The sequence below is a fragment of the Mesotoga sp. Brook.08.105.5.1 genome, from assembly GCF_002752635.1.
Lineage (GTDB): Bacteria > Thermotogota > Thermotogae > Petrotogales > Kosmotogaceae > Mesotoga.
In genome coordinates, this window is the sequence record NZ_AYTW01000012.1 from 95,328 (window position 1) to 121,225 (window position 25,898).

Here is a 25,898-nt window from a genome sequence, read left to right on the forward strand (position 1 = left end):
ATGGATGAAAAGACGTTAGAATCAGTCTTGAAGCTGAAAGAAGAGCAAATAAACTCTATGGATTTCAAGAAGCTGCTTGGATACATAAGATCTATCGACGAGTATTTCAGAAGCAACTCTCAGATAGATGTCGAGGTTGCACTCAAGGCTTATCAGAAAGCAATTCAGCTTCTTACCGCAGCTCGCCTGAGACTGATAACCCTTAAAAGGGAAAAGGAAGAATTGGACAGACAGTACTCAAGCTTTTTGGCCTCAATTGAGACAGAGTCCTCTGAAGAAATGCAGCTGCCGACAGACGGAGATGACGAGGATGAAAAGCTCCCCTTCTAGAAGAGTCTTGAAAGAGCGAGTTCTTAAAAATGACCGCATTTGTTTGTTTAGAACCGCAGATAAAGAAGATGCAAGGAGAATACTTGCCTACATCAATTTCATTGCCGGAGAGTCTGATTATCTGAGTTTCGGAAGAAACGAGTTGACCTTAAGTGAAGAGGCTGAAAGACAGATAATCGCATCGTTTAACGAACAGGCCAACAGCTTTATGGCGGTGGCCGAATGTGAAGACAAGCTTATCGGACTGATCACAATGCAAGGAGGCTCAAAACAGCGCATCAACCACTGGGCAGAGATTGCACTGTCTGTAAGCAAGCCTTACTGGGGAATGGGCATTGGAAAGACCCTCATAGAGCTCGCATTTGAGCATGCACAAAGCAGCGGAATAACTCGGATCGGCCTAAAGGTGCGATCAGACAATGACAGAGCTAGATGCCTCTATTCTAAACTGGGATTTGAAATCGAAGGAACACTTAAGAGATATATGCGAATAGGCGACGAATACTTCGATTTCTACCAAATGGGTCGTGACGTCAAGTCACTTTCTTCTGAAGAGAACAAGTAGACCAAACACGATCAAGACTGCTCCCACGACGATCATTGCCCATTGCGAAAATGAAGAAGGTATTAGGGCAATAACTCCGATAACTGCAAGTATCGCGACAGGAATCAACAGAGGAGAGCGGCTCTTTCCGCCTGCCAAGTAAAGTTGGAATAACCCAAATGCCGGCGCAAGAACGAATAGTCCCCACCCGCCGCTGTCGTAGAATCCAGGGAAGACAACTCCCAGAGTCAAGGCCAACCCCACAACAAGCAACACGCCACCGGGAACCAGAAGTCCGTCGATTCTATTCTTGATCGCGTTGTACTCCATTATGATCCCCGGAAGCCAGATGAACAATAGCCAGAAGTTTGACATCATTGCAGGGACAAAAATGATCATCAAGCCAAGAGCTATGACCACTATTCCAAGAAAAACCTGACTTAGCTTTGACTCTTTCCTTACATTCTCTTCTTTCATTTCATAACCTCCCTTTGCAGCATTACCTAAGAAATATAATACTTCAAAACTTTCAATGTTACACCTGTGCAGTTTATGAGTCACAGCGTTCAGCGGGTCCTCGTTCTTAAGCGCACAGCGGATCTTCGGTGGACGGCGGACCGTTGACGGCTGACGGAGGACCGCTCTTCACTCAGAGTTTCTGCTAGAGCAGGGATGAGGATAAAAGCCGTCCCTGGTCCTTCGCTCAAGATCATGGACCCGTCCTCCGAGAAGAGCAAGAACAGAAGTGATGCGGCGAAGAGCATCGCCGGAAGTGATGCTGGGAAAAACGTCTAGGGACGCGATTCCCGCTTAGCGAAGAGTAGCGCTTCCTTCCATTGGTTGCTTTTACCAACAACCAAAAGCGAACGACCAAGAACCGCTCTTACTAGAAGCCATGAACAGGAGACCCCAAACAGGAGCATTTTAAGGCAGGCTCATTGGTGCACATCAGGGCAGGCTCTACGGGATGACGCTCTTTTTTTGCTTCAGGTCACTATCATGCTTCTGGCCAGGTTCTCGGTCCTTGGGTCGTTCATAAGACCAGATCCCGTGCAAATTTATCACGGGATGACATGACGTGGAAGCATTTCAGAGCGAAACGACTTTTAATGCTTCTTTTCTTGTTTGCTCTTATCAACAACCAATAACGAACAATTTATAACCGCTCTTTCTAGTAGCACTGCAGAATGACAGTCTTTTCTTGCTTCAGGTCATCCTGGCACGCTTCTGGCCAGGATCTCGATCTTTGAAACAGTTGCAAGTGACAAATTGCGAGTTGAATAAGAAAATGGTTGTCCGTTGTCGGTTCTCCGTTCTCCAAGACCGAGAGTTGCAAGTTCCATGATGCAAGTTGCAGGAACAGTTATACGTTAACGGTTCTCCGTTCTCCGAAAGGAAAAATCAGTTCCAAGATGCGGGAACGATTCTGCGTTAGCCGTTCTCTCTTCTTTGACAAAGAATGAAAAAAAGCGTTGAAGGCGTGTCCAGGGTTTTGGCTTTTCACAGCGTAGAACGGGTTTTCTGCTCTTAAGCGTACAGCGGTCTCTTCGGTGGACGGCGGACCGTTGACGGCTGACGGAGGACCGCTCTTCCAGCGTTCAGCGGGTTTTCTGCTCTTAAGCGTACAGCGGATCTTCGGTCGGTGGACGGCGGACCGTTGACGGCTGACGGAGGACCGCTCTTCCAGCGTTCAGCGGGTCCTCGTTCTTAAGCGTACAGCGGGCTCTTCGGTGGACGGCGGACCGTTGACGGCTGACGGAGGACGGCTCTTCACAGCGTTCAGCGGGTCCTCGTTCTTAAGCGTACAGCGGGCTCTTCGGTGGACGGCGGACCGTTGACGGCTGACGGAGGACGGCTCTTCACAGCGTTCAGCGGGTCCTCGTTCTTAAGCGCACATCGGGATCGGTCGGTCTTCGGTAGACGGCGGACCGTTGACGGCTGACGGAGGACCGCTCTTTCAACGATCAGCGGGTCCTCGTTCTTAAGCGTACAGCGGATCTTCGGTCGGTGGACGGCGGACCGTTGACGGCTGACGGAGGACCGCTCTTCCAGCGTTCAGCGGGTCCTCGTTCTTAAGCGCACAGCGGGATCTTCGGTGGACGGTGGACCGTTGACGGCTGACGGAGGACCGCTCTTTCAACGATCAGCGGGTCCTCGTTCTTAAGCGCACAGCGGATCTTCGGTGGACGGCGGACCGTTGACGGCCAACGTTGTCTTCGTCAGCGACCAGCATATAGCGGCTCTTGTTGAAAAGCTCTGATTAGATTTGCAAGTCTGTCCTTCACTTTTTTGCTGCTGTGCTACACTTATTTATATGAATCGAAGGAGGCGAGCTCTCATGATGACAAGAAAGGAAGGAAGAGCTTTCTTGAGCAACAAGATATGGCAAGAAGTCAATAGAGAGATGAACAAGACAGATCAGATGAAGGGACTGCCGCAGCCCTCTCTTGAGAAGAGCTCGGAGGGTTACGACCTTATTAGTCTTCCTGACCCAAACTCAACTCACCTTATAATGAAGGATTTGAGAGAGATAGTTTTTTCTAGAGAAAGCAGAAGAGTCTACTCGGATGAGAAGTTGTCGCTTGAGGCTTTGTCTTTTCTTCTCTGGTCTTCTCAGGGTGTAAAAGCAGTGATGAAAAACAACTATGCGACGTTGCGAACTGTCCCGTCTGCTGGAGCAAGGCACCCGTTTGAGACATACATATTCGTTAGACTGGTAAAAGGGTTGAAGAGAGGCCTTTATCGTTACGTCGCCTTGTCTCACTCTTTGGTTTTGGAGAAGGAAGGCGACTTCGCCAGTGAAGTTGCTGATGCCGCTCTAGGCCAGAAGTTCGTTGGACATTGCGCTGCAACTTTCGTATGGTCGGTCATCCCCTACAGGACAGAGTGGAGATACGACCTGACATCATACAAACCAATCCTTCTGGACGCAGGTCATATCTGCCAGAATCTATACCTTGCCTGTGAGGCCCTAAACCTTGGAACATGCGCCATTGCAGCTTACGATCAGGAGAAGATCGATAAGTTGATAGGTCTAGATGGTTATGACGAATTTGTCATTTACATGGCTCCGGTAGGAAAACCAAAGAGGTATTGAAATGGGCATATCAGAGCATGAACAATCAATATTGGCGAAGATATACGACAAAGTTCTCGGGAGAGAAAAGAGATACTTCTCTGTTGACGAGTTGATTAGGGAAGTCGGAGGTTGTCCCGGGGAAGTGAACGAAAGCCTGAATATACTAGTGGATGAAGAACTGATCGAGATCAAGCCTTTCAGAATGGGCAGGATTACTCACAAGGGGATTCTTCAAGTTGAAGGAGGCGGGATCCCTGACAAGGAAAAGCAAAGGCAGGCGGTGATCTTGAAGCTCAAGGAGTTGACCTCAAACGATCCCGATATATATATAAACATAGACGCTTTGGCCGGGGAGCTGAACATGTTGAGGTACGAGTTATTTGATATCTTAAGCTTCCTTCAAGCCGAGGGAATGCTTAAGATTCATTCCAGGATGTCGGTGTCACTCCCTCGGAGAGATTAGAATAATAGAAGCCAGTCACCTGGCTTCTATTTTGGGGATGATGAAAAGGGCTTTTTTCATTTTTCCAGAATGGGAGCCTGTCTTGCTATCGCCTTGCCGGAGTAGCTTGATTCATTTCCAGGCTCCCCTTCCCGCAATTGCTTGATCTACATCTGTGTACGGGGATCACATCTATGTGAAACTTCTATCGCTGCTGCAACCAAATATAAATCGGAGAGATTAGAGAAGAATTAGACTCAGATTAGAGTTTTCTAATTTTCAAGGGGAGAGTCACTCTGAATACAGATCCCTGCTGAGATGAGCTCTTTACAGTTATCGTTCCGTTGTGAGCCTTCACTATCTCCTGAGCTATAGACAGCCCAAGTCCTGTGCCCCTTGTCTCAGATCTCGCCTTGTCAACTCTATAGAACCTGTCGAATATCTTGTCAATCTCATCTACCGGTATTCCTATTCCATTGTCTTCTATGAGAATTTCGACTTCTTCTCTTGACTGGTCTTTCTCTCCGGATATCCTTATCTGGCCGCCCTCGGGGGTGTACTTTATCGCATTATCCACGAGATTGAAGATTGCTCTAGAAAGCTTTTGTCGATCGCCTGCTATCTCAAGGTCAGAAGGAATTTCCGTCATAATATGTATGTTCTTTTCTTTGGCGAGGACTGCTATCGTGTCAAGAACATCTTCGATTAAGACCCCTGCTGGAAAGACTTTGTAATCACCTTTTTGAAGACTATTCTCAAGCCGCGTGATTACAAGAAGATCATCTATAATACTGCTAAGTCTTTCAATTTCGTTCTGAATCTGAACAAGCGCATTCACATATTCATCGGAATCCCTATCTCTGTGAAGTGTAACGTCCACAATACTTCTAATCGCTGTCAAAGGCGTTCTCAACTCATGCGCCGCATCAGACGTGAACTGCCTTTGCTTCTTGACGGATTCTTCAAGTCTCTCGAGCATTCCGTCAAAAGTACTGGCGAGATGTCCTAGCTCGTCATTTGGCAAAGTCAGGTTGAGCCTCTTGTTGAGTTTTTCAACACTGATCTCTTCTGCAAGCAGCGTAATTCTCTCCACGGGCTCAAGCGATTTCTTTGCCATGTAAAACCCGCCAAGCACTGCAAGAATGATTATCGTAGGTCCGAGAATCAGCATCAACCTGGACAGTCGGAAGAGGGCAATTCTGACACTCGAAAGAGATTCTCCCACCTGCATCCATCCCCACTGACCAATCTTAACGGTGAAAATCCTCCAGACGCCCACAGATGTAGAGACTGTAGTGAATTCCCTGTCAGAAAGCTCTAATGAGGCCTTTAGAATTCCAAACGGCCCAAAACCCTCAACAATGCTTCCCGATCCATCCATCAACCTGACAGCGAATCCTTCGGCAAGTAACCTGTTACTGAGAGATTCCATTTCGACGGTCTTCCTGAATATCGGAAGATCCTGGACGATCTCGATATTTGCAAGGAGCTGCGAAGATACGATTCTCAATGACGAATCGGCTTCGCTATGAAGCTGTGCGCTGAGAATCGCATAGATCGAAACGCTAAACGCAAATAGAATAACACCCAGGAAAAGGACGTACCAGAGAGTCAGCTTTATCCTGATAGGAACTATCCTTTTCATCGTATCAACCTAGCCTGTAACCGAAGCCTCTAACAGTGTTGATTAGCTTTGTGGAGAAAGGATCGTCAATCTTTTTTCTCAAATATCTTATGTAGACATCGACGACGTTCGAATCACTGAAAAAATCTTGATCCCAGACGCTTTCTGCGATCTGTGTCCTGCTCAGAACCTGATGAGCATTTCTTGCAAGATACTCCAGAAGCCTGTACTCTTTGGGTGAAAGCTCAATCTCCACGTCATCCCTTCGTACCATATGAGAGACAGTATCTATAGACAAGTCCCCGACTCTCAAAACCCTTTCAAAAGTTTCACGCGGCCTGCGAAGCAACGCATTGATCCTTGCAAGCAGTTCCTTGAATGCAAATGGTTTTACGAGATAGTCATCCGCTCCCGTGTTAAGCCCCTTAACCCGCTCGTCTACAGAATCCAGAGCAGTCAACATGAGAACAGGTGTGTAATTACCGCTTGCTCTCAGTTCACTGCAGACTTCGAAACCATTTTTGCCAGGCAAAAGAATGTCCAGAACTATTACTTCATATTGGTTTGATGAAGCTAGTTCCAGGGCTTCATTTCCACTTCTCGCTGCATCCACTGCGAAGCCCTCCTCTTTCAAACCCTTCTGAAGAAAGGCAGATATCGTTGCCTCGTCTTCGACTATTAGAATCCTCAGAAGAACACCTCCTGAATAAAGAAGCCGGAGGGTTTCCCCTCCGGTCAATTCTAGCATCCCTCTTCTTTATGTTGGAGTATCTAGTAGATCCAGTTCTTTTCTGCTTCCTCCGGAGCGGTTTCCTTCATGTAGTCTGAAAGCTGTGCAAGCCATTCCTGGAGAGCAAGTGCCTTGCTGGGGTCGGCTGGACTCCAGCCTTTCCATCCGTGACCCTGGTTCGGGCCGAAATCGAAAGTCATGTCAGAAACCGGGTTCTCCATTTTCTCCATAGCTGCTTTCAAGAGATATACCGCCTCATTGAGGTAGTAGTTGTCCATATCACCAACTGCAACATGCACATCACCGGCTATCTTGGGACCTATCTCTTCCCAGTTTTCCTGAAGAATGTAGTTGAGATCGTAATTCTTCTTCCAGTAATCGGCAACTTTCTTGTTTATTTCTCCACTTACCTGATCCCAAATCGGCTGAGGGAATCCGTCGGCTCCCAAAGGACTGTATGTAGCTTCCCAAACTGACCACTGCCCGCCAGATCTGTTGCTCGGTCCAGCAGCCATTTCGAAGTAGTTCTCCTGCTTCACGGTGAAACTGATGTTACCATGAGTATCTCTTGCACTCGGTCTTTCGGTCTTTATCCAGCCAAAGTCGGAGTAATAAGCATTGTCATCGTTGTAGATGTTGATCAACTGATAATAATTGAAGTCGACTCCATCGGGATACCAGACGTATGTTCTTCCAAAAAAGTCAGGGTAGAAGACTTTCATGGCAAGGGCTTCCCATCCTCCGGTAGATCCGCCTGCAAGAATTCTTGCCCATTTCTCGGGAATCATTCTGAACTGGCTTTCGAGATAAGGTATGAGTTCTTCTGTTATTGCAGTCCCGTATGGGCCAGAGTTCGCCGAGTCGACGGAATAAGACGTGTCGTAGTAAGGAGTGGCATCTCTGAACGATACGGCTATGAATCTTGCATTTCCTTCCTCATTCCAGAACTTATATACGTCGTTGTTCACTCTAAATCCCACCGGAGCACTGCCTCCAGGGAAGTGTCCCTGATAGTAGATCACCGGATAATACACATCAGGATTGTCGTAGTAACCTTCGGGGAGAAGGACATTGGCTCCAATATACATATCTTTGCCCCAGAACTCGGAAACAACATCGCTCTTGATCTTTATGTACTTCACCCATTCAGTATCTGAGTAATTCCCCTGCTGAAGCACCATGCCCGGCTCTAGTTCATAATCGGGCATTATCACTTCTGTGATAGCCAGTTTCACTGTACCGGGATTTGCCGGATCAAGATAGATCTTCTTGGTCTTGCTTTTTGCATTGCCAACTGATTCCCAGAACCACTGCCCGTCTCCAGTGTCATCGTGCATGAGTATGGTATGACCGTCGGCTCTAGCGAAGGTCGTGTAAACATTTACAAAAGCCTGTACAAAGTATTCTCCGGCCGGTAGTTCCGATATCTCAATTGGATAACCTGCCACAGCCATATCTCCATCTGAGATCTCCACTACCGATTCAGATGTCATATCGAAGACATCCTTTCCCCAGAACGGAACTCCTCTTACATCTGTCTGCAAGCTAGGTTCTCTAGAAGAATCCTTGCTGACAATTACGAGTACCCGTCCGTTGATCGGTGTCTCTAAACCTAGAGACGCTACTGTATCCAGTGCGTCCTGGCTTATTGATACTTCGAAAGTAAGTGAAAACGCTGTAATGCTTATGAAAAGAATTATAAGAAGAGTAAGTATGCTCTTTTTAACCATATTTCCCACCTCCATGAGAATGTAAGCAATTGTCAAATTCCTCTTGCCTGCTGCAAGTTAGAACAATCAAATAGGATAAATCCAGTTACAAGAATAGTTATCAGGATGCTAGCTCTTCTAGAAGTTTTTCAGTTAGAAGCAAGGACGACGAGCGCGGAGAGAAAGGCGAGCACCTTTTTCTGAGGAAAGAACAACGTGATTAGAAAAACTAAGACTTCGAATACCTATACAAACAACTGAACAAGGGTTTAGTTCCATTCTTACCTCCTTTTCTCCGACCACCGTCTGGTAGATCCTTGTTATTATACACTGCCTGAGGTACTGTCGGAACACTATGCGCGATTATTCACATCATCTTCTGTTTTCCGTTGCTTTACTCGCCTTTAGCCTTACATTCACTGCCTTCTTCCATGACAAAAACTATCAAAGTCCTTGAAGTCGATATAGTCGCGAACTCTCTGGAGAGAAGCCCAGATAAAGTCTTCGAAAAGCTTCGCATCATCTTCGCTGTTCAGTTCCTCAACAACATCTTCTTGCTCCGATGGACGTGTAGCGATGTATCGACTCCCTACTGCCCTGTAATTTGAGTAGAGATTGAAATTAAAAATCCCATTTTCTTTTGATCTGTAATACACTGCTAACACCTCCTGTAATACAGAACAATTATATCATGCTGTGTAACAAGCGTGGTTGGGGGCTGCAGGTAGGGGGTAGGAAAGAGCAAAGCAACTGGTTATGAGTTGAGGGTTATCCGTTCTCCGAAAGAGCAATCGAGAAAGAGCATTGGCGAGACGTTCGCTTCGCTCACGAGAAGGCGAGTGAAAACTCAGTCGCTGCTGAAATTAGACGCAAGGCGCCGAAAGAACATCGGCGGACGCAATGCTGCCTTCTGCAGGAGGCGAGGCCGACTACGTCGGGAAGTTCCCCTCCAGCCTAGACCTACAAGTCAAATCGGGTAGAAGTCTCGCTCAACAAAACACTGTATAATTCAGTGTGAGGTGATTGAATGAAGATAGATCTTAGGTGCATCCCCTGCAATCTGAGCAGTTTGCTACGGATTCTAGACGTTAATAACGCTGGAGAGGAAGAGAAGAAACAGGTTGTTAGAACCTTTCTCAAAGAGGTTGCGGAGATGGATTGGTCAGATACTCCTATAGATATCGGCAGAAAGGTCGGAGAGGCATTGAAACCTCTCTTTGGCCACCATGACGCTTTCAGTGACGTCAAGAGACTTTCAAACAGAAGTCTTATGGAAATATACGACGATCTTAAGGAGGAACTCCTCAAGCTTGACGATCCTTTGTTAGGAGCGCTGAAACTATCGGTAGCCGGTAATATTATAGATGTTGCTCCTGGTCATAAGATTGACATTCATAAGACAATGAAGGATGCACTGTCGAGACCTTTCGCAATAGATGATCTAGAAGAGCTAGCGCAAAGGATACGAAGCACCAACTCGCTTCTCATAGTCGGCGATAACTGCGGCGAAGCTGTTCTCGATAAACTTCTGCTAGAACTCTCCGGAGTGCCGAACAGCTACTTCTCGGTAAGAACAATACCGGCTCTTAATGACATAACGATGCGAGAGGCCCTTGAAATAGGCATGGACGAAGTAGCAACGATAATCGATTCTGGAGCAGATGCACCTGGCGCTCAGGAAAAGACTATGCAGAGAGGTTTTTTCGATGTTTATTCCAGGGCCGATGTAGTAATCTCTAAAGGACAGGGCAATCTAGAAGGTTTAAGCTCGGCAAAACGCGAGATCTTCTTTTTGCTTATGGCCAAGTGCGATGTAATCGGCAGCTTTCTCGGAGTACCGAAGGGTTCGTTTGTTGCCTACAGAAAGGCAGAATCGAGGGGATAGAATGGAGCTGTTCAAGGACTTTCCTGTTCTGGTAGTTGACGATGACTTACTTTCAGAAAACACTGGGGGGAGAGCGACAAGAGAGATCATAAGAGAGCTTCAGAAGCGAGGTTTTTCAGTCATAGAGTCTTACTCAGGCTACGACTGTAGAATTGAGTTCATGTCTCATTCAAATGTCAGCTGTGTTTTGCTCGACTGGGATCTTGTGATCAAACCAGATGCTGAGTTTCTAGGCCCGGGAGAGATAATCGAGATAATCCGCGGAAGGAATATGCTTATTCCCATATTCCTCATGACTGAGAAACTAAAAGTTATGGAGATTCCTCTCGAAATAATCAGTCAGATCGACGGCTACGTTTGGAAGCTCGAAGACAGTCCCTCTTTCATCGCGGGAAGAATTGAGGAAGCAACAGAGCGCTACATGGACGAACTGCAGCCCCCCTTTCTGAAAGAGCTCATACGATACGTGGATGAATTCAAGTACTCGTGGCACACCCCCGGTCACAGCGGAGGAGAGGCTTTCCTCAAGTCATCTACCGGGAAGATCTTCCATAACTTCTTCGGGGAGAACATTTTCAGGAGCGACTTATCCGTTTCGGTGCCGGAACTTGGCTCTCTCCTCGAGCATACAGAAGCCATCGGAGAATCGGAAAAGTCTGCTGCCAAGATTTTCGGTTCCGACGAGACATATTTTGTGACGAACGGTACCTCAACATCCAACAAGATCGTCTTCCATTATTGTGTGACCCCGGGGGACATTGTCCTTATAGATCGGAACTGCCACAAGTCGATTATGCACTCAATAATAATGACAGGTGCGATACCAATCTACCTCACGCCTAGCAGAAACTCTTTAGGAATTATCGGGCCGATCCATGAAGAGGATTTTGAATGGAGTGAAATCGAAAAGGCAATAAATGAAAGCCCTCTCGTGGAAGACAAAGAGAACTACAGAATAAAACTTGCTGTAATCACTAATTCGACATATGACGGCCTCTGTTACAACGCGAAAACCATCCTCGACAAGCTTGAAAAGATTGTGGATTTCGTTCTCTTCGATGAGGCATGGTACGCCTATGCGAAATTTCATAGAATGTATATGAGCCGCTTCGGAATGTCACCAGACATTGACAGAGAGAAATCTCCGGTGGTCTTCTCTACGCACTCCACTCATAAGCTACTGGCTGCCTTCTCTCAAGGCTCTATGATACATGTAAAGGACGGTAGAAAAAGGGTAGATCATGGAAGATTCAACGAGGCATACATGATGCACATGTCTACTTCGCCTCAATATGCGATCATCGCTTCCCTGGATGTAGCGGCAAAGATGATGGCCGGAAACGCAGGCAAATTCCTCATTGACGAGACGATTCAGGAGGCAATCATTTTCAGAAAGAAGATGAAGCATCTGAAGGAAGAAATCGAGTCCAAAGAATCAGAGCGAAAGAGACGCTGGTGGCTCGAGATCTGGCAGCCGGAAAAGGTCTCGATTGGGACAGAAGACGGGCAAAGAAAGACCTTCGATCTCGAAGACATCGATGAATCGATTCTCAAGGACAGACCTGACTGCTGGTATCTCAAAGCAAACGAAGACTGGCATGGATTCGGAAAGCTTGAGAACGACTACGTTCTTCTCGATCCGATAAAAGTGACCGTTATGACCCCGGGAATAACGAGACAAGGTCGGATGAGGGATTGGGGAATCCCAGCAACGATAGTCACAACTTTCCTTAGAGACAGGGGAATAGTAGTTGAGAAATCGGGTCATTACTCATTCCTGATACTCTTCTCCCTCGGGTTGACAAAGGGAAAGTCTGGAACTCTGCTCGCAGAGCTCTTCACTTTCAAGAAGCTCTTCGATGAGGACGCTCCTCTGGATGATGTATTTCCCGATATCGTCAGAGAGTTCCCAAAGAAATATGGAAAGATGACCCTTCAGGAGCTTTGCAGACAGATGCATGAATACCTCCGAAAGGTCAAGATAACCAAGGTCTTGAAGGATGTTTACTCTCGGAATCCCCAGCAGGTTATGCTTCCGTCCAAAGCCTATTCAGAGTTGGTTAACGGCAATACTGAACTGGTCAGAATCCGTGAGCTGCAGGATAGAATCTCAGCTGTAATGGTCGTTCCTTACCCTCCGGGAATACCCGTGATAATGCCTGGCGAGAGATATACAGACGACACGAAGAGAATCATCGAATATCTGAATCTCTCGGAGGAGTTCGACAACAAGTTTCCCGGCTTTGAGAACGAGATGCACGGTCTGAAGATGAAGATAGACAGCAACAACAAGAAGAGATACTACACATACTGCTTGAAGGAGATCGAACAGCCAGAAGGCGAATAGGCGATGACATTCGCTCCTGTAACGCATACACCCCATAAGTAAATACATCTCTTTGGTGCTATAATCCTTTTTATCACTGATTATGAAGGGATCGGCGTGTTCCTAGCATTTCTGCCTGCTGTCTTCTTTGGATGGACTCTCGGAAGGAATGACGCAGCCAATATATACGGTACAACCGTAACAAGTGGAATTCTTAAATACAGATCAGCTGCGCTGATCTCAAGTTTTGCTGTGCTTGTTGGAGCTATTCTGGGTGGGGCCGGTGGAATGCAAACTCTCTCCAGCCTCAGCTCTCACACATTGCTCTCTGCTTCAGTCAACGCAGCGGCAGCGGGAATCTCCGTTCTCTTGCTTAACAGGCTGGGGTTGCCTGTCTCCTCTTCGCAAGCCGTTGTAGGCTCGGTAGTTGGCATTGGACTTCTGAGTGGAAGCGTTGATTGGCTGGTTGTGTTGAAAATAGTCTCTTGCTGGATAACGACTCCACTTGTAGCGGCGATCGTTGCTCTTTTCCTGTATAGACTTATTGGTGTCGCCTTCAAAAGAGTACGTTCAATTCTTGTTCAGGACATACTCCTTAAATCACTTGCGGTAATTGTTGGTGGCTTCGGTTCATTCGCTCTTGGAGCAAATAACGTTGCAAATATCACAGGAACCTTTGCAGATATCATCGGTGTTGAGAAGGCTGTATTGATTGGAGGGCTGAGCATATCGGCCGGAGCTATAATGTTCAGCAAGCGAGTTATGTACACGATCGGGACAAAGATAGTCGCCCTCGAATCGTTCGCTTCGGTTATTGCCTTACTGGCACAATCATTGACCGTCCTAATTTACGCGTTCATTGGGGTTCCCGTTTCGGTTTCGCAGGCAATAGTCGGAGCGGTTATTGGAGTCGGGCTTGCGAGAGGATCGAGAAACTTTGATGCAAGGCTCCTAAAGAGAATTGTCTTTGGATGGGTATCTACTCCCGTAATTTCGGGATTGATCTCAGTTGCCCTTTACATTGCTATCAATTCGATCCTGGCGCTTTTGGGAAGCTGAGCGCCGTCTCCATTGACGTGACAGCACAGCTGCTTACAGGAGAAGAAGTAGGCCCATAATGTGTATAAGCAAAACCATACGGAAAACCCGTCAAACCGCCTTCAGCTCATCACGTACTCTCCCAAGTGTTGAATATGGGTCACTAGCTATGATCATCAGAACCTGAAGCCTTCCCCTTGAAACATCTCAGAAAAACGAATTTCAGAATGTCAGCAGGTAGCTCCTGAGGCTTATTGGCTCGACTTTTGCATCGTCATTCATTGACTTTGCCATAAGGTACATGTGAGATATTACAACTCCCAGATCGATCGAAATGACATCCTCGTAGATCAGTGGAATCTTCTTCCATCCGTGAATTGCTATGCTGTTCCTGTCGAGAATCTCAAATCTCCAGGGCTGCCTGTTGAATGAAGAAGGCGACATCCTTCCCGCATTCAAAATATCCTTCATACTTTCATCTATGTACTCTGTCTTGCCAGAAACAATCTCCGCAAACGGCTTTCTATTTGCCTCCCTGAAGAGAAATCTAGAGGCTCTCTCAACAATGTCTCCTTCGCTATTAGCGGGAAAGCCCACGATTATCATGGACAGGTAGTTTGGCAGTCGGGCCCAGCTAGTGGAGAAACCCTTCAGGGTGAGATTAAGAACTATCTGCTCGCCTTCGAAACCGAACCGAATCAGATTGGGAGTAGTGAACTCCTTCAGCTTAGCGAGAACGATTCCTGAACCAGACGGAAACTGCGGAGTGAAATACCATTGCAAAGGAGCATCCGAGTTAAGAGGAATAATGTCTCCAATAGCAGAATCCACTTGTTTCCTTTGCTCAGGAGACAGTTGCTTTTCCTGGAACTTTCTCTGAGTCACTCTTAGGCCGATCGCCTTCATGATCTCCTGTTTGTCTAGCATTCAATCACCTCTTTACATATATTCTATATAATTTGACAATTAAACTCAAGATTAATCATATTACTGGTTTCAATGTGCACAACTGTAACGAAGAGACCAGAGCGCAAATACCTGCATCAAGAGATGCCTGATCCTTCACATTTACCGAAAATAGCAAGCTCTTTTGGAAAAGAAAAACGCCGGGAACAGAACCCGGCATTTGCATCCTATAACGTGGTTCCGCTACAGTCCTTCCCCAAGCTCTCTAGCCCACTCTTTTGCGGTTTCAACGTACTCTTCAAGCCTTGAAGAAGGTGCCTCGAAGTCAATCTCCTGAATCACTTCGTTACCCTTCAATGCCTTCTTGAGATTCTCAAATGCTGCGCCGATCATTCCATCATGTGTACAGAATAGAGCTATCTTCTTTCCCTCCAGCTTGTTTTCTGCGAGAAATGTACTTATCGGCGGCGCATAAGTGAGTGCCCACACGGGACTGCCTATGATTATAAGATCGTAATTGTCAGGATCAAAGCCATATGGCTCAAGTTCAGGCTTGTTATTCATAGTTACCGACTCGCTTCCCCAAATGTGTTCCTTGTCAGGATCGTATCCGGGAGTGGTCTCTATTTGCTCGGGATTCTCAACGTGGTGATAATAGGTTCGAGAGAACTCCCCCGTAGGCACCAGCCGAAGAAGGTCAGCATCGATTGAAGAGGCCATAGCTTCTGCAAGAACCTTTGTGCTTTCATCATATGAGAAATAGACAACGATAGACTTCATTCTATTACCTCCCTTCAAAGCTATTATAGCTTGACTTAGCGGCGAAATGAAGCTATCTCGATAAGGGAATCTTCTACTCTCCTCCTGAACAAATGAATCGAGAAAGCATTATGCAATCTACTGGCATTGAGTTTTCAAGATTTGTGTTTTTCTTCAATACAGACTTTTACCGAGGGGCTCATACAGACCTTTTCTAATGCTATAGCGAAGCGCAACGTCAAAAGCAGCCAACGGCTGACAGCAGCTCGCTGTTCTTCGCATCTCAAAGTTGTCAGTATAGAAGCAGGATAACTGCCGATCTTGCGCTAAACTTCGCCTGAATAATGACTCGTTATGATAGAGTTTTTGCCTGTGCTTAGAAATAATCGATCGAGCTCCTTCGATACGAAGTATCCTTTAGTAATATCATTATTTAGTAGAGGCGGGTTTTCCGGCTACGGATAATCCGCTTTCGGTTTTCCCGTTCACGGAAAATCGGTTTGCGGATTAATACGGCTCCTACAGAGCGTTTTGTCAATTCCCCAATCTGCTTTCTCCGATCGTCCACTGTTTCGGAATTTGTGCCCACTGTCTGCATTGAATCAAAACAATTAACATTCACACTGTATTAATCTCTAGACTGAATCGCTTCTTTCTATAGCACAGACAACAAGCACATCACAAGCAACCGATAACAGGATACTGAATCAGCATCTCAGGAAAAAGCTGAATCGAAGATGCTAGAGAGAATATGAAGCAGGGACGTCGATCAGTAAGTAGTTCCGATAAGCCTCTCGAACCACTCCCGGCTTATCACTCTGTAGTGAGGGTGATAACTTCTTTTGTAGTAAGAACTGTGATGTAACAACCGGCCGCTTTCAAGGGCCTCCTTGACTGAAATCGTCGATTCCGGAGTAAAGATACTTTCGGGCAGAGAGTCCCTGAGAACCGCTTCTATCCTCAGCCACTCAAGCTTCCAGTCCTCGCGCGTCATTGAGGCACCTACCCTTGAACTTGCTACCAAAGCTCGAAAGAGATCGTCGATCAGAACCTGTCTATTCTTTACAAGAACAAGATTCAGCCTGAAGAAGTTTTCCATATAGCTGACGTCTTGCCAGAGGACCTGATCGAACTCTTCGCAGTCGATTTCCTCCGCAAGGTATCTAAGCGCGACGGCCTGGTCTTCCATCAAGTGCTTCGGACCGAACGTGCCTTGATAAAACAGCTTGTAAAGATCGTCGAGCCTTGCTTCGGGATGCAAATCCAGCTCGTGAGAAGCGAGTTCAACAATTCTATTGTCCATTCGAAACATACACTCCCCCTCTTTGATTAACTATTATACAGCTATCAATGCTCGATTCAAAAGCCATCGACCGCTATGATGATGATGACGCTTTGGCAAGAAATAGCTCAAGAACATCTGGAGAGATCGCCGGAATTTTCTCTGAAGGCCTTATCTCGAGGCTTCATATTTAATTCTCAGAACTGATCAAATAATCGAAGTGGCACGAAGACATCTAACAGGTAATCGCTGTGAGTTTCAATATAAAAGCCCCCGCAATCCGCGAGGGCCCTCTGGGGGTTAACTGTGGCATATAGTACTAGAAGCTAAGAAGAGAATCTCTTCTTCCCCAGACCGAAAAAACAATCAATAACTTTATATTACCAACTCTGAATACCAAGAAGTGCTAGTCTATTTCCAGAACCTTGTGACGGATCACCTGTACCGCCTGACCCTCCAGTAGCAACTAGCACAAGAGATCTAAGAAGGTCAACAATATCCGGGGGCTTGTTTTTGTTATTTTCCTGATTGAAGAGAGTGCTACCGTTTTCATCAAAACTGCGCGAAGTAAGTGAACCCAATAGAAACATCTGGGAATACTGTCCACCGCTTACAACATTGCTTATGGTATCTAAGTCAAGGAAATCAACATTTCCTCCCACTGAATTAGATTCATTTGCAAAGGCATAGAAGTCTCCTGTTAATACTCTGTCTCCTGTCGTCGATTCTCTGTCGTACTTAAGAATCAAATCTCCTCCATCCGCAGCCAATCTCAGGTAGTCGTTATTAGGTGTCTTAAGAATATCTTGTATTGTAGTAATAGAAGTGGCCTTAGTCTGGTTTGCAACAGGAGAGTTTCCACCGTTATTCACTTTGCTCTTAAGATCGCTGTATACAAGATTGGTACCAATAGTAATGTCGCCGTTTCCCACCCTGATGTCATACTTTCCATTCACTTCGCTTATCATGTGCGGATTATTCTCTTTTTCATGTAGAATTGTGAAATCCCCGTCTTCAATCCATATATGGATCGTATTCTCCTGAACAACGGCCGAAGGAACAGTGAATTCTTTATCTCCCAGCTCAATTCTTAATCCAGACGAAGAGAATGTACCATAGAACTGCGGGCTAGACTGATTAGATTTGATAATCACTACAGTTTCCTCACCGACATGAGAAACCTCTGCAACCACGTTTGAATAATCATCACTGTCAAGAACATACGTGAAGGGTTGCTCTGTGGGGAAACTATCAAGATATTCGCTATACCAGTTTTCATAGAGCGTGTATGGATCTTCATTTACGGCAGTATACCATCCAGGGAATCCTGCTAAGTACGTCTCTAAGTCAGTACCTACTAGAGGGGATATGCTTAGTTGACCAGCACTCACTCCTCCGGCAACGATCTCCCCAGGAGTTGCTGACTGCGTGATGTCAAGTGAAAGTAACCCTGCGATCAGAGCATTACCATATATTAAGTCTCCAACTATCTTGTTTCCGTTTGGATTTCTCATTACCTGAAGAGCACGCTCAAGCGAGACTGTTCTTAATGCAGGCAACCCACCTTCAGCGATCCCTATCGTTTCCATTAGCCCCAATGAATATCTCCTAACCCCTTGCTTCTCAGCATAGGCAATAGTCGCAAATCTATCCCCAAGTGGGTAAACATATGCCCCAAGCGAGTAATCGCCGCTTCCCAACCCCTCATCGGAAGCATGACTATTAACATAACTCATAAGATCATAGCACGGCGTACTTGCAGTCAGATCTCCAACAAACTCAGACCAGTAAAGACTATCTATGCCAGATCTTGAGTCAAGCATCGACTTGAATTCGGATAATCCTGACCAAGTGGATTTACTGATGCTGCTCGCTGTGGGGTCATATAAGAAATAGAAAGAAGCCACTTCGACAGCGTTGTTGGCAATACTCTGCGTTTTGCTAATTGACCTTTGAGAGTTCAGGACTCCGGAAGTTCTAGAAAGTTGGAGACCAGTTGCAAGAAGAACAATTGTCCCAAAGGCAATAAGCATTAGAGTCGCAGCTAGTGCGAACCCTTTCTTTCTAACCAACTGGGATGATGACATAAACCCTCTCCTCCTTACCATTGCGAATATCCCTAATAATTATCTCAAACGAGTACAGATACACAGATAATCCAGAGACCAACTCACTGAAGTCGCTTTCATCCGAGACTTCAAGGTGACCAAAACCTGCCTTCCTCAATAAACCATCCTCTCCGTTAAGGGAACTGATTATATAGGTAAGCTGAGCTGAAAGTGAGTTCCTAGATGCTCTTAGGAGCGAGTTCTGCCTAAAGTAATAGCGAACGAAACTTGAAGCTGATTCAAGCACAGACACATCAGTGATTTTTGATGACATTGAATTGTACTTAACGATCAAAAAAACACCACCCCCGACAAAAAGGGCAAGCAGCGCAATAGCAATAGTAACTTCGATTACTGTAAATCCCTTCCTAATAGAACCTCACCGACCCTTTCGTCCTTCTAATCAGAATTGGTCTAGTAGCCGCTGTGGAATCATAATATGAGAATGTCGCATCATATGACAGGTACGAAGTATTCGGTATTAAATCGAACTTGAAAGCACTGACATTCTCTACTAATGTAGAGCGTTTGATGCTGAGATCCTTACCATAAAACTCGTGAACTATTCTCGCATTCTCTGGTTCATAGAAAATCGTTGAAGTAGCGTACCTTACTCCACTACTATCGCTTGAAGGAATATTGTTTATCAGAGTCAACGATGCATCTGAAAATTGCGGATCACTAATGCCATAAAGAAATGTGAATTCTCTAGACACGAGATAATTCATAGAAGTATGTAGCTTCGTTATCTCCTCGTCGAGGGTCATAGAAGCTTTGGTAGCCTTGGTTATCTTCAGCGATTGCGTAGTGACAAGAGTGACAATTAGCAAAACAATTGTCGAAACAGCCAAAGCTACCATCAACTCTGTAACTGTCATTCCTTTGCTCCTAGATTCAGCAAATCTTCTCAAGCGTAACCTCCGTATCCGCTTCATCACCGTCATTCCAGAATGAGGCTTTCACTAGATCCCGATTTGATTAACTGCTACTAAAAAGAAAATGACATAGGCACTGACGGGAGTCCTTTTTTTGGTAAGTCCAAACAGCTTATAGAATCCTAAGTATGGCAAATCACAAAAATATCACGATATCTTCAGTTCAATGTTCTCTTAACCCAAATGATTTTATCACATTATCTTGAACAGTAGCTCTCGAAACAAACACCCATGCCAGATCGACCACGTTCTTGAGTGTTTGCTGCAGAATATAAGTACCGGTAATTGCAGAGAGTGAATGGCTCTTCCTCAGATTATATGAACTAACTCATGATCACCTTCACTCGCAATAGTTCAAATGAACATCTCCCGTACATTATCCGCTTAATCACCTTAAGCTTGTTTATGACGCCTTCTATGACTCCATTGCTAAACTCAGTCCTGATCGCATTCTTAACTGCCTCAATGTCTCTTTCTATTCCCCTGGCGAAGGTTGTTAGCTCACGGATATTGAACTTTTTTACTTTTTCCAACCAGTTTTCAAGCCTTGAATCATCTTTGACTCTAAATATGTCTCTGAAGTCGTTAACTGCCGAGCAGAGGTTTTGAAGGTTCTTGTTTGTCTTGAGATACTCTTCTATCTTCTCTTGATCTTCCACTTTGAACCTTGAGATATCGTTGTGTAGAAATGAGATCAACAGTCCTCTTCTAAGAATCTTTTCGGGAGAAGTCTTTCTGTGCCTTCTTCCCAAACCTTCGTTGTGTTCAGCCAAGAATGCGTTCAAATTCCTGTATGAACCTTTATAACCTTCTTTAGCGATTACTCTGAATATGCTGGCTATTGTCTTTCTTTCATGATTAAGAGTGATTATAGTCTCTTTGTATGGGTCGAGTATGCTTCTTCTTTCTCTTGAGGCGCTCAGCATCCTTCCCTGATGCTTAACGTATTTTGTTGCTGTCCGGCAATCTATCTTTAGTTCTCTGGAAATGGCACTTACTGAGTATCCCTTCAGGTACATTTCTTTGACAGTCCCAACAAGCTCATTCTTCGCTTCTTCTGTTTCTCTACGTTTGATTTCGGCCTTGGTAAGTTTTCTCACTGTTTGATTTTCGCCAACTACTTCTTTCAGCTTTATTCTGGGAGGTATTGTGCGTCTAATATACTCCCTTGCTCCATCGATAAGGTTCTTAACCAGATGAAAACGATCACTTACCTGTAGTGCCCCGGGCAAAGCTTCTGCTACAGCCTTCGCATATCCTATTGACCCATCTCTTGATACCACTTCTATTTCGGGATATCCTCTCAACCACTCTGTAACTTCGCCAGTATCCCTTGATGGAATCATATCTACAACCTTTGAGGTCTCATAGTCTACCATTAATGTGCCATATGTGTGGCCCTTCCTGGTTGCGAAATCATCTATGCAGACTGTTTTGAGAAGCGTTCTATTTATAACCTGTTTTTTTTAACATCCTCAGAATCGTGTCGTCGGATATTTCGGTAAGTCCATTACTGACTATTCCCTCAGCTTTCAGGGCACTCATGCTTGCTGCCAACTCGATTATTCTTTCATTCAATCTCTTTGTTCTTCTCCCGTAATCGTCAACAAAACTGAGTCTCTCTGCGAATTTCGATTTCTCACACTCTGTATTCTTGCAGAAGAATACCCTCCTTTGAAGTACTATTGTCAACTGTCTACTCTGAACAGGTAGATCGGAAAATGCTTTCAGATAAATCGTGTGAACACTCTTTGACTTCGCACCACAATAGGGGCACACTGCTTCTTCTCGTCCCATCTTTGCATGTAGTTCTATCCTGTCTTCATACACTCGAGACTCAATCAACACAAGATCCCGGTCCAGTGACCTAAGTAATTCTTCCAATTCCCTCATCCGCTTTCGATAATAAAATAAGTGACTTACTCAATTCTACGCATTCTTTCACTCTTTTCCTACTTATTGAGGAAGAGCCGAGTGAATCCCTGAAATTGCAGAGGAGAATTCCCTGTTAATGCAAGAGCCATTGCAACTTCCCCCGGAATTACCTACCCTTGTAGTTAGGACACTATGAGGGGAGGAACAAAGGAGGATGGTTGCAATGGCTAAGATCAATTCTATCAGAAGCAAATATTTTAATGAAGGAAAGCGAATTGTGGAGATTGCAAGAGAAACAGAGACGGATGTGAAGACAGTGAAGAAGTACATTCTGAAGGATGATTTCAATACACAGCCACCACAGGCAAAGAAAGCAGTTAAGTCGAAGCTCGATCCTTTCAAAGAAGAGATTGATTGTTGGCTTGAGCAAGACAAACTTGAAAGAAGGAAACAGCGACATACGGCTTTAAGAGTATTCAAAAGGCTTCAGGAAAAACATGGTGATTCCTTTGACTGCTCATATCGTCTTGTGGCAACATACATGGCACAGAAGAGAAAAGAACTTTATGGACAGAACAAGGAGTTTTACTTCGCTTTGGAACACAAACCCGGTGAAGCACAGGTAGACTTTGGTGAAGCTGACTTTATAGAAAACGGTGTTCGCTGTCACGGATATACTCTAAATGTCTCCTTTCCCTACAGCAACGGGGGATATCTTCAACTTTTCAAGGGAGAAAACCAGCAATGCCTAATGGAAGGGCTCATGAATGTCTTCAATCACATAGGGGGTGTTCCCAACCGAATATGGTTTGACAACGCCTCATCCATGGTCAGCAAGATATTGAAGGGAGGAGACCGGGTCCTTTCAGAACACTTTCTCAGATTCAAGAATCACTATGGATTCGAAGCAGTCTTTTGTAATCCTCAGAGCGGGAATGAGAAAGGCAGCGTCGAAAGTAAAGTGGGATACCATAGGAGAAACCTGCTAGTTCCTGTTCCAGAGATAAGTGACCTTATGGCCTTCAACAAAGAGCTCCTGGTTCGATGTGATCATGATATGGAAAGACCGCACTATTCGAAGCCTGGCATGATAAGAGAGCGATTTGAAGAAGACAGGACAAAGCTTCTAACTCTTGCGCAAAGTAAGTACGATGAGTCGATCCTCTTGGCCGTTCGCACAGATGCTCACGCGAAGTTCACTCTTGAGAAAGGAAGGCATACCTATTCAAGCGCTCCAAAATATGCAAAGACCGAGATATGGGCAAGACTGACCGCTCATGAAGTTATCGTAATGGACAGGGACTACAAAGAGATAATCACTCATCCCAGACAGTATGGACAGATGAAGAGAGAATCCATGAACTGGATACCTTATCTCATCCAGTTGTCCAGGAGACCGGCAGCATTGAAATACACGGGTATATACGAACTGTTTCCTTCTCCACTACAAGAGTTTCTTGACCAGAGTGATCGTTCAAGCAAGAAAGAGACTCTCAAGATCCTTGCAGAGCTGAGCGAAGATACAGGCTTTTCGAGTGCAGTAGAAGCCTTCCTTGTAGCTCTAGAGAGAGGGACAAAAGACAGCGATAGTGTTCTCGCTATATTCCGGCGGCTCAACACGGAAAGCTTCGAGTTCAGTCCTGTTTTACTCCCGAGTGACATACCAGAACTCCCGCCTCTTAAGAACAAAGCACTTGACTACGATCTATTCCTGGGAAGGAGTGGCCAATCATGAAAGAGCAGATTGCGTACTGCTGCAAGAAGCTACGCCTTGGAAGGAAGATAGTGGATGTATTTGAAGAGGTAGAAGCGGACAACAACCAGGAATACCTTATGAAGATACTACGGATTGCTCTGGATAACCGTGAGACCTCAAGGAAGAACCGCCTGGTAAAACAGGCGGGCTTCTATGCACTGAAGACATTCGAAGACTTCTCGTTCGAAGAGATACGACTACCTCAAGATTTAAGTCCAGAAGAACTGAAGAAAGCATCTTTCGTAGACGAGAAGAAGAATTTGATTCTGTATGGAAATGTTGGTACTGGAAAAACTCACCTTGCTCAGGCAATCGGTTTAGAAGCGTGCAAACAGAACAAGGTGGTTCGTTTCTTCAGAACGGCTGCGCTGGTAAATCGCCTTTCAGAAGCACAGAAGAAGTCAGAACTAAACGCCTTCATGAAAACGCTAATGAAGGCCGATCTTATTATCTGTGATGAGTGGGGCTATGTGCCTCTTGATCGTGATGGATCGAAGTTGTTGTTTCAAGTTGTCTCAGAATGCTATGAACAAAGGAGTGTGATAATCACAACGAATCTGGAGTTCAGTAAGTGGGTCCATATCTTCTACGATGAACAGATGACCGCGGCAATGATTGATCGTCTTGTTCACCACAGTCATTTGTTGTTGTTCGAAGGTCAGAGTTTTAGAATTAGAAATTCTCTAATGAAAACTCATTAACTAAATTTCCCGGGTGGAAAGTTCTTTGGAATTCTTGCAAATACAGGGAATTCACTCTTGCAAAAAACAGTTCTTGAGCAAAACTGGACATCGGATTTCACAGGTCAAGAAGCTATACTCCTGTAAGGTTAATGCAAGAACATGTCACTAATCCACGCAACGGAACTCTTTTTCTTGAAGATCAGTATTCTTTGTCGAGCTCTAAAGGGAGGGATTTGCTCTCAGCTTATTTTCCCTGATGAACTATGTGGATGACTCGCGATGAAATTGATTTCTCAATAGGGAGAGAATGAAAGTTAGTTGGTTCCTCGAATTACAATACGATTCTTCTCGTCTTATTTCAGTGCGGTCTTTGAGCAATACTTGCAGATCCACAGAATTGGCTCTGTGATTAACTTTTGTATCAGTATAGTTTCCCATGTAACAGCTCTGATTTTCCCTTGCATTTTGCATCTTGTATGGGGTATCATTATATATTCCATTTCTATGCGAGGGAGCTGACAGTCGAATCGATTAGACGGTTTCTGAGGATAAGATATTTGTAAGAACCTCCTAAGAACTGAGTTGAGAACGCCCGAAAGACCTCCTTATTTCTAATCAGTTCCCTCGTGTTTCCTTGTTTCCCTCTCAGGTTTTCTTCAATTATGACTTCACTAAGACTCTAGACTTGAGAACCACTTCTATAGCTTTGCTCTTATAACTGGTGAGTAGCCCAGGGGGATTTCACCCCCAGGCTCTCTCAGAACCGGACTTGAATCTCTCGATTCATCCGGCTCCCATTATCCAGCCGAATAGAATATCCCCATTGTCCAGTGTACAAATAGGCGAGGCTCCCTGCGAGCAAGAGCTTCTAGCCATTTACCCGCTTTTGTACGACCTCTCCTTTTCTTGTACTTGTTTCTTACCCATTGAACTAAGGCTTTGTTTAGCCGACTCAGTACTGTATACATTTCAAATCTGCGAAAGTGTCCATAGTAGTTTATCCAACCTCTTATTACCAGGTTGATCCTTTCTGAGAGTTCTTCAATACTCAGGTATGACTTGGTTTGAAGTCTCATTCTCCGGATCTTCTGCCTCATCGCTTTCTTTGCCTGTTCACTCACTGCAGGGGTGAAGCTGTAGAAGATTCGCCCATTTCTGTCTTTGCAGCTGCGGACTCTGAAGGTGTATCCTAGAAAGTCAAAGCTTGTATTTGGATACTCGTCCTTCCTCTTATCGTCTTTGCAGTAGACAATACGGGTCTTCTCTGGATGAAGCTCCAGTTTGCATTCTTCCATTCTTGTCTTAAGACTTTCAAGAAGAAGCCGGGCTTCCTCCAGAGTTCTACAGTGTATCACTCCATCATCTGCGTATCTGGCAAAGGGCTTATCCGGATGAGTTCTCTCCATCCATTTGTCGAAGGCGTAATGCATGAAGAGGTTAGCCAGTACAGGACTTATTACCCCTCCCTGTGGCGTTCCCTTGCTTCTCTCTTCGACTCTTCCATCAGGTTTCTGAAAGGGTGCTTTCAGCCATCTTTCTATGTAGAGTTTTAGCCATGGAATCTTCACATGTTTCTTGACTGCCCTCATTAGTAGTTCATGGTCTATGTTGTCGAACAGTCCTTTAATGTCGAATTCCAGTACCCAGTCATACTGCCAGCATCTCTGCCTCGTTACTTCAAGGGCATCTATCGCTGACTTTCCCTCCCTGTATCCGTAGGAGTCCTTATGGAAGTGTGGATCTACCAGGGGATTGAGATAGATTTTGGCTACCATCTGAGCTACTCTGTCCCCAACTGTGGGGATTCCCAGTACTCTCTTCCCTCCACTCTTCTTTTCTATCTCTATCGCTTTGACTGGAGGTGGAAAGTAACTGCCAGAGGACATT

The 25,898-nt window shown here is 45.3% G+C and carries 23 protein-coding genes; 9 read left to right on the plus strand and 14 right to left on the minus strand.

What is annotated here, in order from left to right; genetic code table 11:
* Positions 1–330 carry a hypothetical protein gene (locus V512_RS05905; protein WP_099829528.1) on the plus strand — a complete coding sequence of 110 codons (330 nt, stop codon included), beginning with the start codon at positions 1–3 and terminating at the stop codon, positions 328–330.
* The gene (locus tag V512_RS05910; RefSeq protein ID WP_099829529.1) at positions 311–895 is read left to right on the plus strand and encodes a GNAT family protein; all 585 of its coding nucleotides are present in this window, start codon (positions 311–313) and stop codon (positions 893–895) included. The genes V512_RS05905 and V512_RS05910 overlap by 20 nt, the downstream gene beginning before the upstream one ends.
* Here the strand turns inward: V512_RS05910 and V512_RS05915 are convergent.
* On the minus strand, positions 869–1,351 hold the full coding sequence (locus tag V512_RS05915; RefSeq protein WP_099829530.1) for a hypothetical protein: 483 nt from the start codon (positions 1,349–1,351) through the stop codon (positions 869–871). The genes V512_RS05910 and V512_RS05915 overlap by 27 nt on opposite strands.
* 1,861 nt (positions 1,352–3,212) lie before the next feature.
* Here V512_RS05915 and V512_RS05920 point away from each other — a divergent pair.
* Together V512_RS05920 and V512_RS14680 are read left to right on the plus strand one after the other, a co-directional pair.
* Positions 3,213–3,971, plus strand: a complete 759-nt coding sequence (locus V512_RS05920; protein WP_099829531.1) for a SagB/ThcOx family dehydrogenase — start codon at positions 3,213–3,215, stop codon at positions 3,969–3,971.
* Position 3,972: 1 nt separating this feature from the next.
* Positions 3,973–4,416 (plus strand): hypothetical protein, encoded by a 444-nt coding sequence (locus V512_RS14680; RefSeq protein ID WP_180977883.1) that lies wholly within the window; start codon positions 3,973–3,975, stop codon positions 4,414–4,416.
* A 241-nt stretch (positions 4,417–4,657) separates the two neighbouring features.
* On the opposite strand, the gene V512_RS05930 is transcribed toward V512_RS14680, so the two are convergent.
* The 4 genes from V512_RS05930 to V512_RS05945 all read right to left on the minus strand — a co-directional run bounded on the left by V512_RS05930 (position 4,658) and on the right by V512_RS05945 (position 9,114).
* A complete protein-coding gene (locus tag V512_RS05930; protein ID WP_099829532.1) occupies positions 4,658–6,040 on the minus strand; it encodes an ATP-binding protein in 1,383 nt (460 codons plus the stop codon).
* Positions 6,041–6,044: 4 nt separating this feature from the next.
* Complete coding sequence (locus V512_RS05935) at positions 6,045–6,710, minus strand: response regulator transcription factor (RefSeq protein WP_165775351.1); 666 nt, start codon at positions 6,708–6,710, stop codon at positions 6,045–6,047.
* Positions 6,711–6,790: 80 nt separating this feature from the next.
* Positions 6,791–8,479 (minus strand): alpha/beta hydrolase-fold protein, encoded by a 1,689-nt coding sequence (locus tag V512_RS05940; RefSeq protein ID WP_099829534.1) that lies wholly within the window; start codon positions 8,477–8,479, stop codon positions 6,791–6,793.
* Between the two features lie 395 nt (positions 8,480–8,874).
* Positions 8,875–9,114, minus strand: a complete 240-nt coding sequence (locus tag V512_RS05945; RefSeq protein ID WP_099829535.1) for a chemotaxis protein — start codon at positions 9,112–9,114, stop codon at positions 8,875–8,877.
* A 371-nt stretch (positions 9,115–9,485) separates the two neighbouring features.
* Here V512_RS05945 and V512_RS05950 point away from each other — a divergent pair, with 371 nt between their 5' ends.
* The 3 genes from V512_RS05950 (at position 9,486) to V512_RS05960 (ending at position 13,728) form a co-directional block, all read left to right on the plus strand.
* Complete coding sequence (locus V512_RS05950) at positions 9,486–10,343, plus strand: ARMT1-like domain-containing protein (RefSeq protein WP_099829536.1); 858 nt, start codon at positions 9,486–9,488, stop codon at positions 10,341–10,343.
* Between the two features lies 1 nt (position 10,344).
* Complete coding sequence (locus V512_RS05955; RefSeq protein WP_099829537.1) at positions 10,345–12,690, plus strand: Orn/Lys/Arg decarboxylase N-terminal domain-containing protein; 2,346 nt, start codon at positions 10,345–10,347, stop codon at positions 12,688–12,690.
* Between the two features lie 96 nt (positions 12,691–12,786).
* Positions 12,787–13,728, plus strand: coding sequence for an inorganic phosphate transporter (locus V512_RS05960; protein WP_099829538.1), 942 nt, complete (start codon positions 12,787–12,789; stop codon positions 13,726–13,728).
* A 201-nt stretch (positions 13,729–13,929) separates the two neighbouring features.
* On the opposite strand, the gene V512_RS05965 is transcribed toward V512_RS05960, so the two are convergent.
* The 8 genes from V512_RS05965 to V512_RS14940 form a co-directional block, all read right to left on the minus strand.
* Complete coding sequence (locus V512_RS05965; RefSeq protein ID WP_099829539.1) at positions 13,930–14,634, minus strand: nitroreductase family protein; 705 nt, start codon at positions 14,632–14,634, stop codon at positions 13,930–13,932.
* Between the two features lie 222 nt (positions 14,635–14,856).
* A complete protein-coding gene (locus tag V512_RS05970) occupies positions 14,857–15,393 on the minus strand; it encodes a flavodoxin (RefSeq protein WP_099829540.1) in 537 nt (178 codons plus the stop codon).
* A 748-nt stretch (positions 15,394–16,141) separates the two neighbouring features.
* The gene (locus V512_RS05975) at positions 16,142–16,675 is read right to left on the minus strand and encodes a hypothetical protein (protein WP_243392276.1); all 534 of its coding nucleotides are present in this window, start codon (positions 16,673–16,675) and stop codon (positions 16,142–16,144) included.
* A 359-nt stretch (positions 16,676–17,034) separates the two neighbouring features.
* Entirely contained in the window at positions 17,035–18,741 is a 1,707-nt protein-coding gene (locus tag V512_RS05980; RefSeq protein WP_099829542.1) for a hypothetical protein, read from the minus strand.
* The gene (locus tag V512_RS05985; RefSeq protein ID WP_243392277.1) at positions 18,719–19,057 is read right to left on the minus strand and encodes a hypothetical protein; all 339 of its coding nucleotides are present in this window, start codon (positions 19,055–19,057) and stop codon (positions 18,719–18,721) included. The genes V512_RS05980 and V512_RS05985 overlap by 23 nt, the downstream gene beginning before the upstream one ends.
* Positions 19,058–19,130: 73 nt before the next feature.
* Positions 19,131–19,673, minus strand: coding sequence for a prepilin-type N-terminal cleavage/methylation domain-containing protein (locus tag V512_RS05990; protein WP_099829543.1), 543 nt, complete (start codon positions 19,671–19,673; stop codon positions 19,131–19,133).
* A 347-nt stretch (positions 19,674–20,020) separates the two neighbouring features.
* Positions 20,021–21,151: an ISL3 family transposase gene (locus tag V512_RS14425; protein ID WP_108702523.1), complete on the minus strand. Its 1,131-nt coding sequence runs from the start codon at positions 21,149–21,151 to the stop codon at positions 20,021–20,023.
* The gene (locus V512_RS14940; protein WP_099829544.1) at positions 21,144–21,581 is read right to left on the minus strand and encodes a transposase family protein; all 438 of its coding nucleotides are present in this window, start codon (positions 21,579–21,581) and stop codon (positions 21,144–21,146) included. The genes V512_RS14425 and V512_RS14940 overlap by 8 nt, the downstream gene beginning before the upstream one ends.
* Before the next feature lie 214 nt (positions 21,582–21,795).
* Here V512_RS14940 and istA point away from each other — a divergent pair, with 214 nt between their 5' ends.
* Positions 21,796–23,307 (plus strand): IS21 family transposase, encoded by a 1,512-nt coding sequence (gene istA / locus V512_RS06005; RefSeq protein ID WP_099829552.1) that lies wholly within the window; start codon positions 21,796–21,798, stop codon positions 23,305–23,307.
* A complete protein-coding gene (gene istB, locus V512_RS06010) occupies positions 23,304–24,029 on the plus strand; it encodes an IS21-like element helper ATPase IstB (protein ID WP_099829545.1) in 726 nt (241 codons plus the stop codon). Before istA ends, istB begins: the two co-directional genes overlap by 4 nt.
* Before the next feature lie 779 nt (positions 24,030–24,808).
* Here istB and ltrA read toward each other — a convergent pair.
* The coding region (ltrA, locus tag V512_RS06015) for a group II intron reverse transcriptase/maturase (RefSeq protein ID WP_099829546.1) at positions 24,809–25,898 on the minus strand (1,090 nt) is incomplete at its 5' end.

Coding starts and splice junctions, on each gene's coding strand:
- V512_RS05905 (WP_099829528.1), top strand. CDS start 1: ATGGATGAAAAGACGTTAGAATCAGTCTTGAAGCTGAAAGAAGAGCAA.
- V512_RS05910 (WP_099829529.1), top strand. CDS start 311: ATGAAAAGCTCCCCTTCTAGAAGAGTCTTGAAAGAGCGAGTTCTTAAA.
- V512_RS05915 (WP_099829530.1), bottom strand. CDS start 1,351: ATGAAAGAAGAGAATGTAAGGAAAGAGTCAAAGCTAAGTCAGGTTTTT.
- V512_RS05920 (WP_099829531.1), top strand. CDS start 3,213: ATGATGACAAGAAAGGAAGGAAGAGCTTTCTTGAGCAACAAGATATGG.
- V512_RS14680 (WP_180977883.1), top strand. CDS start 3,973: ATGGGCATATCAGAGCATGAACAATCAATATTGGCGAAGATATACGAC.
- V512_RS05930 (WP_099829532.1), bottom strand. CDS start 6,040: ATGAAAAGGATAGTTCCTATCAGGATAAAGCTGACTCTCTGGTACGTC.
- V512_RS05940 (WP_099829534.1), bottom strand. CDS start 8,479: ATGGTTAAAAAGAGCATACTTACTCTTCTTATAATTCTTTTCATAAGC.
- V512_RS05950 (WP_099829536.1), top strand. CDS start 9,486: ATGAAGATAGATCTTAGGTGCATCCCCTGCAATCTGAGCAGTTTGCTA.
- V512_RS05955 (WP_099829537.1), top strand. CDS start 10,345: ATGGAGCTGTTCAAGGACTTTCCTGTTCTGGTAGTTGACGATGACTTA.
- V512_RS05965 (WP_099829539.1), bottom strand. CDS start 14,634: ATGCTAGACAAACAGGAGATCATGAAGGCGATCGGCCTAAGAGTGACT.
- V512_RS05970 (WP_099829540.1), bottom strand. CDS start 15,393: ATGAAGTCTATCGTTGTCTATTTCTCATATGATGAAAGCACAAAGGTT.
- V512_RS05975 (WP_243392276.1), bottom strand. CDS start 16,675: ATGGACAATAGAATTGTTGAACTCGCTTCTCACGAGCTGGATTTGCAT.
- V512_RS05980 (WP_099829542.1), bottom strand. CDS start 18,741: ATGTCATCATCCCAGTTGGTTAGAAAGAAAGGGTTCGCACTAGCTGCG.
- istA (WP_099829552.1), top strand. CDS start 21,796: ATGGCTAAGATCAATTCTATCAGAAGCAAATATTTTAATGAAGGAAAG.
- istB (WP_099829545.1), top strand. CDS start 23,304: ATGAAAGAGCAGATTGCGTACTGCTGCAAGAAGCTACGCCTTGGAAGG.